13 protein-coding genes are annotated in these 13,257 nt (G+C 64.4%); 5 read left to right on the top strand and 8 right to left on the bottom strand.

The window, feature by feature from the left end; genetic code table 11:
* Positions 1–28 precede the first annotated feature (28 nt).
* From ACQY4T_RS03815 to gnd, 3 genes are read right to left on the bottom strand one after another with little or no spacing between them, the layout of a single operon-like run.
* Positions 29–799, bottom strand: a complete 771-nt coding sequence (locus tag ACQY4T_RS03815) for an SDR family NAD(P)-dependent oxidoreductase (protein WP_428537918.1) — start codon at positions 797–799, stop codon at positions 29–31.
* The gene (locus ACQY4T_RS03810; RefSeq protein WP_428537915.1) at positions 796–1,302 is read right to left on the bottom strand and encodes a gluconokinase; all 507 of its coding nucleotides are present in this window, start codon (positions 1,300–1,302) and stop codon (positions 796–798) included. The genes ACQY4T_RS03815 and ACQY4T_RS03810 overlap by 4 nt, the downstream gene beginning before the upstream one ends.
* 10 nt (positions 1,303–1,312) lie before the next feature.
* A complete protein-coding gene (gnd, locus tag ACQY4T_RS03805; protein ID WP_428537912.1) occupies positions 1,313–2,296 on the bottom strand; it encodes a phosphogluconate dehydrogenase (NAD(+)-dependent, decarboxylating) in 984 nt (327 codons plus the stop codon).
* 210 nt (positions 2,297–2,506) lie between these two features.
* Here gnd and ACQY4T_RS03800 point away from each other — a divergent pair, with 210 nt between their 5' ends.
* Complete coding sequence (locus ACQY4T_RS03800) at positions 2,507–3,898, top strand: MFS transporter (RefSeq protein WP_428537909.1); 1,392 nt, start codon at positions 2,507–2,509, stop codon at positions 3,896–3,898.
* A gap of 161 nt (positions 3,899–4,059) precedes the next feature.
* Positions 4,060–4,329 (top strand): hypothetical protein, encoded by a 270-nt coding sequence (locus tag ACQY4T_RS03795; protein ID WP_428537906.1) that lies wholly within the window; start codon positions 4,060–4,062, stop codon positions 4,327–4,329.
* Between the two features lie 19 nt (positions 4,330–4,348).
* Here the strand turns inward: ACQY4T_RS03795 and ACQY4T_RS03790 are convergent, their stop codons facing one another.
* The 4 genes from ACQY4T_RS03790 to ACQY4T_RS03775 all read right to left on the bottom strand — a co-directional run bounded on the left by ACQY4T_RS03790 (position 4,349) and on the right by ACQY4T_RS03775 (position 7,754).
* The gene (locus ACQY4T_RS03790) at positions 4,349–4,786 is read right to left on the bottom strand and encodes a hypothetical protein (RefSeq protein ID WP_428537903.1); all 438 of its coding nucleotides are present in this window, start codon (positions 4,784–4,786) and stop codon (positions 4,349–4,351) included.
* A gap of 19 nt (positions 4,787–4,805) precedes the next feature.
* Positions 4,806–5,930 (bottom strand): LVIVD repeat-containing protein, encoded by a 1,125-nt coding sequence (locus ACQY4T_RS03785; protein WP_428537900.1) that lies wholly within the window; start codon positions 5,928–5,930, stop codon positions 4,806–4,808.
* A gap of 37 nt (positions 5,931–5,967) precedes the next feature.
* Complete coding sequence (locus ACQY4T_RS03780) at positions 5,968–6,942, bottom strand: LLM class flavin-dependent oxidoreductase (RefSeq protein ID WP_428537897.1); 975 nt, start codon at positions 6,940–6,942, stop codon at positions 5,968–5,970.
* A 68-nt stretch (positions 6,943–7,010) separates the two neighbouring features.
* The gene (locus ACQY4T_RS03775) at positions 7,011–7,754 is read right to left on the bottom strand and encodes an orotate phosphoribosyltransferase (RefSeq protein WP_428537894.1); all 744 of its coding nucleotides are present in this window, start codon (positions 7,752–7,754) and stop codon (positions 7,011–7,013) included.
* A gap of 149 nt (positions 7,755–7,903) precedes the next feature.
* Here ACQY4T_RS03775 and ACQY4T_RS03770 point away from each other — a divergent pair, with 149 nt between their 5' ends.
* Positions 7,904–9,004, top strand: coding sequence for an SGNH/GDSL hydrolase family protein (locus ACQY4T_RS03770; RefSeq protein WP_428537891.1), 1,101 nt, complete (start codon positions 7,904–7,906; stop codon positions 9,002–9,004).
* A complete protein-coding gene (locus ACQY4T_RS03765) occupies positions 9,004–10,407 on the top strand; it encodes an MBOAT family O-acyltransferase (protein ID WP_428537888.1) in 1,404 nt (467 codons plus the stop codon). The genes ACQY4T_RS03770 and ACQY4T_RS03765 overlap by 1 nt, the downstream gene beginning before the upstream one ends.
* Positions 10,408–10,418: 11 nt before the next feature.
* On the opposite strand, the gene ACQY4T_RS03760 is transcribed toward ACQY4T_RS03765, so the two are convergent.
* Positions 10,419–11,888: an amino acid permease gene (locus ACQY4T_RS03760; protein ID WP_428537885.1), complete on the bottom strand. Its 1,470-nt coding sequence runs from the start codon at positions 11,886–11,888 to the stop codon at positions 10,419–10,421.
* Positions 11,889–12,105: 217 nt separating this feature from the next.
* On the opposite strand from ACQY4T_RS03760, the gene ACQY4T_RS03755 reads away from it, so the two are divergent.
* Positions 12,106–13,221: a mandelate racemase/muconate lactonizing enzyme family protein gene (locus ACQY4T_RS03755; RefSeq protein WP_428537882.1), complete on the top strand. Its 1,116-nt coding sequence runs from the start codon at positions 12,106–12,108 to the stop codon at positions 13,219–13,221.
* Positions 13,222–13,257 lie beyond the last annotated feature (36 nt).

Below are 13,257 nucleotides of genomic sequence, written 5' to 3'. Positions count from 1 at the left end.
TGGATCTGGGGCGATCCCGCAACCTGGGCTAGAGCCGGCCGCCGTCAACCACCCAAAGTTGGCTGCTGCACATACGGCTGTCATCAGAGGCCAGCCAAAGCACCATGCGGGCGACATCCGCCGGCATCAGCTTGGTCTTCAGACATTGCGCCGCTAGCAGCTTGGTCTCGGCCTCTGGGGTTAGCCAGAGGTCGATCTGCCGCTGGGTCATGATCCAGCCGGGGATGATGCAGTTGACCCTGATGCCATGCGGCCCAAGGTCGCGAGCCATGCCCTTCGTAAGGCCCTCGACCGCCGCCTTGGCGGTGGTATAGGCGGGCATGCCGCCTTGGCTGGCGTGCCAGGAGATCGAGCCGAAATTGATGATCGAGCCGCCGCCGGCGCCGCGCATCATCGGCGCCACCGCCTGGATGGCGAAGAACTGGTGGCGCAGGTTGGTCGCCATGCGCTCGTCCCAGAACTCGACGGTGACGTCTTCGTAGCCGTGGCGCTGATCGTTGGCGGCGTTGTTGACCAGGACGGTGATCGGGCCGAGCCGATTGGCCGCTTCGGCGATGGCGGATTGCAGGGCGGCGATGTTTTTCAGGTCGCATCGGAGATAGAGCGGCGGCGGCAGGTGTGCGGCGGCCAGGGTCTGGGTCAGCGCGTCGGCTTCGGTATCGGCGATGTCGAGGAAGGCGACTTTGGCACCCTGGCGGGTGAACTGGGTGACATGTTCGGCGCCGATGCCGCTCGCGCCGCCGGTGACCAGCACCACGCGGTCGCGCAGGCTGGGATAGGGCGCGAAGTTGTCGGTCATCGGATATGATCCCTTATTTGGCGCACCGCGTCGCGGATCACCGCCTCGACCGGCGCGCCGATGTCCACGACGATCGGTTGTTCGTCGGCGGTGGGTTCCTGCAGATCGGCGAATTGGCTGTCCAGCAGGGCAGGCGGCATGAAATGGTCCGTACGGGCCCTCATGCGTTCGGCGATCAGCGGCTTCGAGCCGCGGAGGTAGATCAGCAGAGTGTCGCCGCGGCCGCCGATCAGGATATCGCGGTAGGCGCGCTTCAGCGCCGAACAGGCGATCACGGCGGACTGGCCGGCGGCACGCAGTTCGTCCTGTCGGGCGGCGATGGCGCGCAGCCAGGGCCAGCGATCGTCGTCGCTGAGCGGGGTTCCGGCCTGCATCTTGGCGATGTTGGCAGCAGGGTGGAACCGGTCACCTTCCAGCAGGATCCAGCCTTCCCGCTCGGCCAGGGCACGGGCGATCGTGGTCTTGCCGCTGCCTGACACGCCGATCACCACGGCGATTGTCATCGCGGCAGGTTCATTTCTTGGTCGGTTCGACGTGGCCGCCGAAGCCGAAGCGCATTGCGGAGAGCATTTTCTCGGCGAAGGTGTGCTGCTTGCGCGAGCGGAAGCGGGCGAACAGTGACGCGGAAAGCACGTCGGCCGGCACCGCTTCCTCGATCGCGGCCTCGATGGTCCATCGGCCTTCACCGGAGTCCTCGACCTCGCCTGAGAAGGCTTCCAGCTTGTCGTCCGTGGCCAGTGCGTCGGAGGCGAGGTCGAGCAGCCAGGAGGAAATGACGCTACCGCGGCGCCATACCTCGGCGATGTCGCCCATGTTGAGATCGTAGCGTTCATCCTGCGGTAGGTCGGTGGAGGATTTGTTGCGCAGGATATCGAAGCCTTCCGCCATGGCCTGCATCATGCCGTATTCGATACCATTATGCACCATCTTGACGAAGTGGCCGGCGCCGATCGGGCCGGTGTGAATGTAGCCTTTTTCGGCGCGTTGGTCGCGGCCTTCGCGGCCGGGGGTGCGGTCGATGTCGCCGATGCCGGGAGCAAGGGTGGCGAAGATCGGGTCGAGGTGTTTCACCGCGTCGGTGTCGCCGCCGATCATCAGGCAGTAGCCGCGGGCGAGGCCCCAGACGCCGCCCGAGGTGCCGACGTCGATGTAGCGCAGGCCCTTGGTGGCGAGCGCCTTACCGCGTCGGATATCATCCTTGTAGAAGGTGTTGCCGCCGTCGATGATGATGTCGCCTTTGTTCAGCAGGCCGGACAGCGAATCTATCGTATCGTCGGTGATCTTGCCGTGCGGCAGCATGACCCAGATCGCCTTGGGCGCTTCGGTCAGCTTGCCGACCAGATCCTTCAGACCGGATGCGGTCACGGCACCGTCCTTGCCGAGCGCGTCGACGGTGGCTTTATTGGCGTCCCAGACGACCGAGGCGTGCCCCGCCTTCATCAGTCGCCGTGAGATGTTCGCACCCATGCGGCCCAGTCCAACCACGCCGATCTGCATTTCGTGACCCTCCGTTGTCGTCGATCCAGGCGGCCTTCGCATCTGCCTGCCGCACCCTGCCACATGTCCGGCGGTTGGCAACCCGGCGGCGGATCGGCCGGACGCGGCGCCGCACGCCAGGCGATCAGCGTCGGGCACCGGCTGACTTGCCGCAAGCCCTGGGGCGGTACATTTTGGTTACGCCGCATGCCTAAGGATGCTTTCCCGCGAATGGGCCGACCGACGACGACCGAGGCGGCCGACGGGCTGCCGTCAGGCCGGCGCTTGCTCGCCATGGTGTCGCTGGGGGTGGCGGTGGCGATGGCGGTGCTGGACGGGTCGATCGCCAATGTGGCGCTGCCAACGATCGCGAGGGAATTGCACGCGACGCCGGCGGGATCGATCTGGGTGGTGAATTCCTATCAGTTGGCGGTGACGATCAGCCTGCTGCCGCTGGCGTCGCTGGGCGATGTGCATGGACATCGGCGAATCTTCTGTTGCGGGCTGGTGCTCTATACGCTGGCCTCGGTTGGCTGCGCATTGGCGACGACGCTGCCGGAACTGGTCACCGGGCGGGTGATGCAGGGATTTGGAGGCGCCGGGATCATGAGCGTCAACGGGGCGCTGATCCGGTTCATCTTTCCGCGGTCTCAGTTGGGTCGAGGGATCGGCTACAACGTACTGGTGGTGGCAACGTCGTCGGCGTCCGGACCCTCGGTGGCGGCGGCGATCATGGCGGTGGCGTCGTGGCCGTTTCTGTTCTGGATCCAGGTGCCGTTCGGGGTGGTGTCGTTGCTGCTGTCGATGCGGTTCTTGCCGCGGTCACCGCTGACGGCCCATGCGTTCGACGTGGTCAGTGCGGTGATGAACGCGGTGACTTTGGGGTTGTTCATCATCGGGCTGGATGGGATCGGGCACGGCGAGCGGTGGCCGCTGGTAGTAGCGGAACTGGCCGGCAGCGTGGTGATGGGCTGGGTTTTCGTGCGGCGGCAACTGCGGCTGCGGCCGCCGCTGCTGCCGGTCGATCTGCTGATCCAGCGGCCGGTGTTCGCGTTGTCGGTGGCAACCGCGGTGTGTTGCCACGCGGCACAGATCATCGCTCTGGTGGTGCTGCCGTTCTATTTTCAGTACGCTGGCGGATTATCCCCATTCGATACCGGGGTGCTGATGACGCCCTGGCCGGCGGTGGTGATCGTGGTGGCGCCGATCGCCGGGCGGCTGGCCGACCGCTATTCCGCCGGCATCCTCGGCGGGATCGGGATGGCGGTGATGGTGGGTGGCCTGGTGCTGACGATGCTGATGCCGGCAACGGCGTCGTGGCCGGATGTGGCCTGGCGGTTGGCGCTGTGCGGCGCCGGGTTCGGGCTGTTCCAGTCACCCAACAACCGGCTGCTGATCAGCAGTGCTCCGGCGGATCGGGCGGGGGCGGGAAGCGGGATGCTGTCGACCTCTCGGCTGGTGGGGCAGACCACGGGGAGTGCGCTAGTGGCGGTGGTGCTGGGGCTGACCCATGGCGGTCCCGACGCGATCGTGCGTGCGACGCATATTTCGCTTGGGATGGCGGCGGGGTTCGCCTTGGTGGCGACCGGGTTGAGTTGGTTGCGAGTGGTTCCGCGCGGGTAGTACGGCACCGCGGGTCGCCGAGATCGGGCGCGTCGAAGTGAAAGCCGAGACACTGACCGGTTTCGTTTTATATGAGATATCCTGTCGGATCGGATTCGGCCTGATCCAACGTTTTCGGCCGCCCTGGCGCTGACGGGCATGACTGCAATCATACTGGGGTCGTGGTCCGCGATCGCGATCTTCTGGACCCAGCCGACCACATTCCTGACCGGCATGCCGCCGTCGGCGCCATCGCGCTGATCTCGGTGGGCAACCTGAGCGGTTTCATTGGACCCTACGTGATCGGCATGGTGCGCGACCGCACCGGGTTGTTTACCGGAAGCCTGTTCCGGCTGGCCGGGTCCAGCCTGATCGCGGCGGTGCTCATTGCCGTCATGGCGATCAGCGACCGCCGCCCGGTGGCAGGTTTGCAGGCTGTGGCGAAGTCTTGAGCGCGGGTATTTAGCCGGGTCAATCGAGTGCCAGCGGGGTGCCGTCGAGTTCCTCGGCACGCTCGACTTCGATCAGCACCGCGAAACCCTTCTTGTCGGGGTCACGGTCCTTCTCCGGCTGGATCAGTCGGGTCCATACTTCTTCATAGATCGGGCCGGATCTGTGCAGCCGGGCGGTGCCGTAGAAGCGGGCGATGCCGCCTTTCGGCAGGGTGCCGTCGCTGCGCAGTTGCGGCTTGCGAAAGTATACCGTGACCTTGGTGCCGTCGGAGAAGTTGTCCGCGGTTGATCCCTTGCCACGCTCCCACAGCGAGAAATGCGTGTCGTCGAATACCAGCGCGCTGCCGCGCGGGGTAATCTGGGCGAAGTCATTCGGCAGCACGGTGCCGATCAGGCAGACGTCGTTGGGGAAGGCGGCGTTGATGTGCGGCTGCAGGGTTTTCGGGATGCTGGGCATGATTGCGCTCCGGTAGATTTCAGACCCGCTCGAGGATCGACAGGCCGCGGTTGCGGTCGATCAGGTAGATCAGGCCGCGATGGTCGACGTAGACGTCGTTGCTGCAGACGCGCGACGCGCCTGGCGGCACGTCGGGCATCCACCAAGCGGCCTGCTTCATCGACAACGGGTTGGCAATGTCGATCACCCGCAGACCGCTGGCGAACCACGCAGCCGGGACCTCGTTGCTGGTTATAGTTTCAACCGGTTGATGACAGGCGGTCATCAGCGGGGTCTTGATTCCAACCAGTTCAGGCAACTGAAAGCAACTGACCGGGATCGGGCGGGTTTCGTCGGTGATGTTGACCATCCACACCATGGCCGGCAGTTCGGGCGACAGGTCCGGATGTAGCGGCTGGACGTGTTCGTCAGCGACCAGCATCCAGCGGTGGCCGGCGATCGGCTTATCGATCGGCACCAGGCTGTGGGTCGGCCAGCCGAACGGTGGGCTCCAGTCGAGGCTGGAGATCATGCGCGGCCTGGTCATGTCGCTGATGTCGAGGATGACGCCGCCGCCGTACCAATAGCTGACATAGAGTCGGTCGCCGCGGCGGATCGGATGGTGGCAGCGGTGATCGCGGCCCTTCCAGTCGGGGGTCTCGCCGCCGGCGGTCCATTGGCCCGGCATCCACCAGCGGCCGACCTCTTCGGGGCGGGTCGGATCCTTCAGATCCAGGATCATGACGATGGTCCCGACATAGCCATCCAGCTCGGCGGAGATGTAGGCGTAGCGGCCGTCGAAGGTGAACCGGTGCGTGCCCATGCCGGCGCATTTCCAGTGGCAGATGTCACGTGGGCTGGATGGCGTACTGACGTCGAAGATGCGCAGGCCGACGAAGTCGTCGGTGGGCTTGTCGCCGCGGGTGCGCTCGCGGTTGGCCAGCATGATGCCGTTGTGGACGCGCACCTTGTGGGAGTGCAGTCCGGGTGGGATGTCGATCGAGGCAACGACACGGGGACATGCCGGATCCGATACGTCAAGCACCGATGTGCCGTACGGCGGGTCCATGTGGCCGATATAGGCGTGGTTGCCGTCGAGCACGACCTGGCCGCCGCCGGGGATGTCGATCCAGCCGACTTGGCGAATACCGGAACCGTGGCCCATGTTGCGTCCCCTTGTGCTGCGCCATCGGCGTCTGCTTTCAGCGGAAGATCTGGCCCAGGCGCTTGATCGTGGCCATGGTCCGATGTTGCGGCAGTCCGGGCCAGTTGCAGCGCATGATGAAGTGGTCGACACCGAGCAGTTCCTGGTAGCGGGCAATTTCTTCCTTGACCGCAACTTTGTCGCCAATGATGAATTTGTCGCGGGCGAAGTCCTCGAAACTGGTTTCGTTACGGCGGTCAGATAGACCCCAGGAGGCGTAGGCGTTGTATTTATATTCCAGCGGGCCGCGGCACTCCTCGTAGGCGGCGGCATGCTGGTCGCCGATGTGGCATTCGATCGTGATGGGAAATTCGCTTGCGGTGCGACCATATTCGGCCAGCGCCGAACGGTAGGTCCGCATCAGCGGCTCCGTCTTGCCCAGGCCGCCGCTGTTGACGATCAGCCATGCGTCGCCGATACGGGCGGCGCGTTTGACCGAGGCGGTCGCCTGGGCTGCGATATAGATCGGCGGGCCGCCTAGACGTTGCGGTGCCAGACCGATGCCGGCGTCGTTCACCGTATAGAAACGGCCCTGGTGAGTGACGCGGCGCTCGGTCCAAAGTTGTTGGATCAGGGCGATGCCTTCGGTGAAGCGCGGGGCTCGTTCCGATAGTGGCATGCGGAACGCATCGAACTCTGGTTGGCGGTAGCCTTGGCCCACGCCAAGGATGAAGTTGCCGCCGGTGAGCACGTCTAGCGTGGCGGCTTCCTCGGCGACGTGCACCGGGTTCAGCGGTGGCAGGATCAGGATGTTGGAGCCAATGGTCATGCCCTTGGCGTGGGCAGCGACGTAACCCATCATCGGGGTGATCTGCAGCATTTGCATCGGGTAGGTGAGCCAGTGATGCGGAAACCAGAGCGAACTGAAGCCGGCGTCTCGCGCGGCGCTGACTTGTTCGACGATATCCAAAATTCGTTCCGGGATATTGAAGCCTTCGGGGAACTGTGTGTTGATGAACAGACCGACCTTCATGACGGACCTCCCGTAGCGTCGGGGATAGCTTAAGGCAGCTTAGGCGGGTCCCGAAACCATGCCTGGTTTCAGGCCTCAGCGGCGGCCTTGCGCGCGCTGGCTTCCTCGGCCGAGGCGATGCCGCCGTGGGCGGCTGACCAGGCGACCGGGTTTTCCAGAAAGCGGCGCACTTCCGACAGCGCGGCATCGGAGAAGTATGGCCGGTCCTTGCAGGCCTCCAGGACGTCCCACCAGGTGCAGAGGCTGTGCAGAGTGATATCCATATTGGCCAAGGTCTCGAACGCACCGGGGAAGACGCCGTAGAAAAAAACGACGAAGGCATGATTGACGATCGCGCCGGCATCGCGCAGGGCGTTGGCGAAGCGGATCTTTGATTGTCCGTCGGTGGTCAGGTCCTCGACCAGCAGGGTGCGCTTGCCGGCCGGGACGTCGCCCTCGATCAGGGCGTTCTGGCCGAAGCCTTTCGGCTTCTTGCGCACGTAGGACATCGGCACGGCCATGCGGTCGGCGATCCAGGCGGCAAACGGGATGCCGGCGGTTTCGCCGCCGGCGACGGTTTCGATGTTTTCAAAGCCAGCGTGGCGGTCGATCTTCTCCACCGCCAGGTCGCAGATTTTAGCCCGGGCGCGGGGGAAATAGATGATGCGGCGGCAATCGATGTAGACTGGGGATTTCCAACCGGAGGTGAAGGTATAGGGTTCCTCGGGGCGGAAGTTGACGGCCTTGATCTCCAGCAGGATGCGTGCGGCGGTCAGCGCGGCGTCACGGTCCCATTCGGTTGCGGAGGTGGAGGCATGGGCGGGTTTGGCCATCGGAGCGGTCCTGTGTGGCGATTTTTCCGCGACCTTGATAACTGATCGCATGGTTTGATGACAGGGCCGAAGATCGCGCGGTTGTGGTCGCCGTGGCGACGTGCGATCGGCTATTGCGCTTTCGGCAACCGCGAGGTCCCGGCGACACGATGAACCAGGCACCGACCAGCCCTGAAGTCCAGTGGCGGATGCCGCGGCGGGATTATCTGTTGCTGCCGCTGATTTTCGTCTCGACGATGTTGGTTCTGCTGGTTGCGGGCGAAGTGTCGGCCAGGTGGATTTTTGTACAGGATGATGATTCGGAACCGTGCGAATTCTTGACGCCCGCCGGATATCGCTTTCATCCGATGTGCGTGTCGCGCTCCAAGGTTTGGGAAGGGCCGTGGACGACGCAGCATTTTTCTGCCTGCGGTTATCCGTCCGCCACATCGTGCAAGCAACTGCCGGCGGGGTCTTTGCGGGTGGTGGTCTTCGGGTCCTCTACCTCTCGGGGCGCGCTGGTCAACTTCGACCAATCGTTCTCGGCGCTGGCCACGGCGGCGCTGTCGAGTCGCTGCGACGGTATGGTGGATTTCCAGAATTTGGCAACCGAAGCCGCCGACGTCGATCGCACCGACTTGCGGGTGCCGGAGGCTTTGGCGCTGCACCCATCGGCGATCGTCATGATGGTCGGGCCGTTCGACATCGCACATCTGAAAGATACTATGGCGCCTCAGGAAGGTGAGGGCTTCAATCCGCGAGGGGCGTTGCAACTGCTGCGGGACAGCCGATTGTTTCAGTTGATGCAATATGAACTTTATCGCGACCCGTCGTTTCAGGTGAAGGCGTTTCTGCTTGATGGCGACCCAGCGGATGCGGTGCGCCGGCCCTTGAGTGCGGCGTGGCAGCAGCGGGTCAAGAATTTCGGCGATCTTCTGGGCCGGATCACCCGGCAGACGCGGCATATTCCGGTGCTGTTGTTCTACGTTCCTGGACGCGCACCGGTTGCGATGGAACGGCTGGGAACGAAGCAGCCTGGGCTTGATCCGCTGGTTCTTGGCGCGGCGCTGAAGCAAGTGGCGGAGCGCGCCGGGGTGCGATTTCTTGATACCACCGAGGCGCTGGCGGGAGCGGCGGATTTCCAGTCGCTGTACTACCTGTCGGATGGCCATCTGGCGGCGGCCGGCCATGCGGTTCTGGCGAGCGTCGTCGAACAGGCATTGTTGGCGGATGTTCCGGCATTCGCGCGTTGCCGCCCGGCCAACCCCTGATGACGGTTCCCTCGTGGCAGTTCCTGGCGTTCGTTCTGGCTGGAGCGGCGGCGTTCAATGCGAGCGCCGCCGGATGGTGGCGCCAATCGGTTTGGCTGGTGCTGAACCTAGTGTTCGTCTGGAGTTTTTCCCATGCTGTCGGGCCGCTTTTGCCGTTGGCGGGTTTTCTGGCGTTGGGCTATTTTGGCGCCCAAGCGGCGCGGCGGAGACGCGCGGGGCCGGTGGCGATCGTGCTGGTGCTGGCGGCGTTCGTCTGGCTGAAGCGGTACAGCTTCATTCCGCAGGCCGCGCTGTTGCCGCCTGGGGCGATGCTGATCGGCCTGTCGTATATTTTCTTCCGCGTCATGCATCTGGTGATCGATGCGGCGCAGGGGGACACCGAGCCGATCGGGGTGGTGGGGTTTTTGAATTTCACGCTGAACTTCCCGGCGTTCGTTTCTGGACCGATTCAACGACGCGAGGACTATGAGGCAAACTCGTCGCTGCCTCTGACGGCGCCGGACATCGGGCTTGCGGCCTGGCGGATCGTGTTGGGCGGCTTCAAGGTGCTGATCGTGTCGGACGTGCTGCACACTTGGCAGGCGAGTCTGATCGCGGCCCAGACGCCAGGCTTGTCGTTCGGCTGGCGAGTGCTGATCGGCGCGCTGGTGGTCGTGATGTATCCGCTTTTCCTATATGCAAACTTCTCGGGCTATACCGATTTCGTCATCGGCGCGGCTCGGCTGTTCCGGCTGCGGCTGCCGGAGAATTTCGACCGGCCGTTCGGCGCGGTGAACTTCATCGAGTTCTGGAGCCGGTGGCACATCAGTTTGTCGCAATGGCTGCGCAGCTACGTATTCAATCCGCTTCTGCTGGGTTGGATGCGGCGGTATCGTTCGGCTCGGGGCAAGCAATACCCCGCCGTGGCGGCGTTTTTCATCACCTTTTTCCTGGTCGGCGCGTGGCACGGGCAGACCTCGGAGTTTCTGTTCTTCGGGCTGCTGCAGGGCGGCGGGGTGGCGGGAAACCGGGCCTATCAGTTGGGCATGGCGCGGCGACTGACCGCGGCGGGATATGGCGCGTTGGGCGAAAACCCGATTTATCGCGCGATCTGCCGCGGCCTGACGTTCACGTGGTTCACGTTCACGTTGCTTTGGTTCTGGGCGCGATGGGGCCAGATCGGCGCGCTCGCCGGCCAACTGGGGGTCGCGGGGTCGGTCGCGGCGTTAGTCGGGACGGTACTTGCCGCGAGCCTGGTGCTGTCGGTGGCAGATCTGCATGGAGCGTCGACCGGGCGGATGCTCGCGGTGCTGCGGTCGCGCTATACCCGCACGGCGTTTGCCTCGGCGATGTTCCTGGCCCTGGTGATCGCGGCGTTGGTGCTGAACCTGTCGTCGCCGGAGATTGTTTACAAACAGTTCTGATTGTCATGCTGTCAGGTCAGCGGCGCGGTAGCGGGGCGGCCGCGCAGCCGGGAGTGGGTTCTTCCGTAGGACAGATAGATCACCATGCCGATCGCCAGCCAGACCACCAGGCGCAGCCAGGTCATCAGCGGCAGACCTGCCATCAGCAGCAGGCAGAACAGGATGCCAAGGACCGGTACGACCGGGACGCCGGGAACGCTGAATGGGCGGAATGTCTCGGAAGCACTGCGGCGCAGATAGATCACCGCGCCGCAGACCAGCACGAAGGCGAACAGTGTGCCGATACTGACCAGTTCACCAAGCACGTCGATCGGGACCAGGGCAGCGGTGACGGCGACGATCAGGCCGATCAGCATTTGGCTTAGATAAGGGGTTTGCAGCCGCGGATGCAGACGGGCGAACAGGCCGGGCAACAGGCCGTCATCGGCGATGGTGTAAAGAATGCGGCTCTGGCCGTAGAGCAATACCAGGATGACGGTGGTCAGACCGGTCAGCGCGCCGATCTTGATCAGCACCGAGAACCAGTTCAGGCCGATCACGTTGACGCCCTTGGCGATCGGGTCCGCAACGTTCAGTTGCGCGTATGGCACGAGACCGGTCAGCACCGCCGCCACCGCGAGATAAAGCACCGTGCAGACTACCAACGATCCCAGGATGCCGATCGGCATGTCCCGCTGTGGCAGCTTGGCCTCTTGCGCCGATGTGGAGACCGCGTCGAAGCCGATGAAGGCGAAAAATACGACAGAGGAACCGCGCAGCACGCCGCTGAGCCCGAAGCTGCCGAACGTGCCGGTGTTGTCGGGGATGAACGGGTGCCAGTTAGCCGGATTGACGTATCTGGCGCCCAGCGCGATGAATGCCAGCACGACGACGAGCTTGATCGCCACCATGACGTTGTTGAGGCGGGCCGATTCCTTGGTGCCCATGATCAGCATCGTGGTCAGGATCGCGACAATGACGGCGGCCGGCAGATTAAGGATGCCGGTGACGGTGCTGCCGTCGGGCAGTTTGATCGCCGTGCCGGGGGCGGCCGCGAGGGCGGGAGGGATACTGACGCCGAGGTTGTGCAGCAGACTGGTCATGTAGCCGGACCAGCCGACCGCGACGGTGGCGGCGCCCATGGCGTATTCCAGGATCAGGTCCCAACCGATGATCCAGGCGACCAGCTCGCCAAGCGTCGCGTATGTATAGGTGTATGTACTGCCACAGACCGGCAACATCGCCGCCAGCTCGGCATAGCAGAGTCCGACAAATGAACATACGATGCCCCCGAGCACGAAGGACAGCATGATGGCCGGCCCGGCGTAGCGTGCGGCGGCGGTTCCGGTCAGCACGAAGATGCCGGCGCCGATGATTGCGCCGATGCCCATGGCGATGATGCTGAACGGGCCGAGGGTTTTCGATAAGCGATGGCCTTCGGCTTCGCCGCTGGACATGATGTCGGCGACCGATTTACGTGCCATGAGACCTTGTGCCGCCATCGACTGATGCTCCTGCTGATGCTGCGGGCGCGAATATTACTTTCGCGAGAGACGCACGGGTCGCGAGCTGTGGCAATGCACGTGCCATCAAACTGTAGTGTTTGCCCGGGCGATCCTGGGCCGTCGGTCGCTGGTGACGTTGGGTTGTCGAAAGATGGCTGTTCGGCTGGTGCTGCGCTCGGTCGTGGCGCAGACTCGGCGAAGGAGGAAGAACCGCATGAAGATCACCAGTGTCGAGAGTTACTGGACGCAAACGCCGTTCGACATGGGCGGCAAGCCCATGGTCATGGCAGGCTTGAACTGGGGCAGCATGAACACGGTTTGGCTGCGGATCCGGACCGATGCCGGGATCGACGGCTGGGGGGAAGCTTTCGGCCACGGCAGTTCGGCCGCCGTGATGGCTGTCCTGGAAACGCAATTGGCGCCCGCCGTGCTGGGTCAGGATGCGCGCGACATCGCCGGTTTGCGGCACAGGCTGGGCAACGCATTCCACTTGTACGGGCAAAACGGGCCGCACCTTTTCGCGCTATCGGCGCTCGACATCGCGTTATGGGATATCGCCGGCAAGCACGCTAACTTGCCACTGTGGCGGCTGCTGGGCGGGTCACCGGTGGAGACGCTGACTTGCTACGCCAGCCTGCTGCGCTATGGCGAGGCGGCGGCGGTGAATGCTGCCTGCGAGCGCGCCGCCGCGCGCGGTTACCGCGACGTCAAGCTGCACGAGATCAGCACATCCGAAATCAGCGCGGCGCGGGACGCGCTGGGCGACAACGCCAGACTGATGGTGGATGTGAACTGCCCATGGACTGTATGGCAAGCGCTGGAGATGGCTCGCGAGCTGGAGGAGCTGGACCTGACCTGGCTGGAGGAACCGGTCTGGCCGCCGGGCGACCACGACGGGCTTGCGCGGGTCCGGGCGGAAGGCGGTCTCCCGATCGCCGCCGGGGAAAACGCCGCCGGCCTGCACGACTTTCGGGCGGCGTTCGAGGCGGGGGCGCAGGACATCGCGCAGCCCAGTGTCACCAAGATCGGCGGTCCTTCGGCGATGCTGGAGGTGGCGACCTTGGCGAAGGCGTTCGCGGTCAGACTGGTGCCGCACAATGCGTATTTCGGCGCCGGCTACCTGGCTTCGCTGCATGTCAATGCCGCGGTGTCGCCGGAGGCGCCGTTCGAGCGGTTGTTTGTCGACCTGGAGGCCAGCCCGTATCACGAGCTGGTCGAGGCAAGAGGCGGCAAGGTCGTGGTCCCGTCCGGTCCCGGGCTTGGGCGCGATCCCGACATGGAGGTGCTGCGCCGTTATCTGGTGCGGGAGCCGACCGTGCTGGCGAGCTAAAAACCGATGCGCACCGTCAGCCGCACGACTTCGGAT

Source organism: Rhodopila sp., assembly GCF_965277825.1.
In the GTDB taxonomy this organism is placed as follows: Bacteria; Pseudomonadota; Alphaproteobacteria; order Acetobacterales; family Acetobacteraceae; genus Rhodopila.
Note: the sequence above shows the minus strand (reverse complement) of the source record. Positions and strands in the feature narration are given on the sequence as shown.

Coding starts and splice junctions, on each gene's coding strand:
- ACQY4T_RS03815 (WP_428537918.1), bottom strand. CDS start 799: ATGACCGACAACTTCGCGCCCTATCCCAGCCTGCGCGACCGCGTGGTG.
- ACQY4T_RS03810 (WP_428537915.1), bottom strand. CDS start 1,302: ATGACAATCGCCGTGGTGATCGGCGTGTCAGGCAGCGGCAAGACCACG.
- gnd (WP_428537912.1), bottom strand. CDS start 2,296: ATGCAGATCGGCGTGGTTGGACTGGGCCGCATGGGTGCGAACATCTCA.
- ACQY4T_RS03800 (WP_428537909.1), top strand. CDS start 2,507: ATGGGCCGACCGACGACGACCGAGGCGGCCGACGGGCTGCCGTCAGGC.
- ACQY4T_RS03790 (WP_428537903.1), bottom strand. CDS start 4,786: ATGCCCAGCATCCCGAAAACCCTGCAGCCGCACATCAACGCCGCCTTC.
- ACQY4T_RS03785 (WP_428537900.1), bottom strand. CDS start 5,930: ATGGGCCACGGTTCCGGTATTCGCCAAGTCGGCTGGATCGACATCCCC.
- ACQY4T_RS03780 (WP_428537897.1), bottom strand. CDS start 6,942: ATGAAGGTCGGTCTGTTCATCAACACACAGTTCCCCGAAGGCTTCAAT.
- ACQY4T_RS03775 (WP_428537894.1), bottom strand. CDS start 7,754: ATGGCCAAACCCGCCCATGCCTCCACCTCCGCAACCGAATGGGACCGT.
- ACQY4T_RS03770 (WP_428537891.1), top strand. CDS start 7,904: ATGAACCAGGCACCGACCAGCCCTGAAGTCCAGTGGCGGATGCCGCGG.
- ACQY4T_RS03765 (WP_428537888.1), top strand. CDS start 9,004: ATGACGGTTCCCTCGTGGCAGTTCCTGGCGTTCGTTCTGGCTGGAGCG.
- ACQY4T_RS03760 (WP_428537885.1), bottom strand. CDS start 11,888: ATGGCGGCACAAGGTCTCATGGCACGTAAATCGGTCGCCGACATCATG.
- ACQY4T_RS03755 (WP_428537882.1), top strand. CDS start 12,106: ATGAAGATCACCAGTGTCGAGAGTTACTGGACGCAAACGCCGTTCGAC.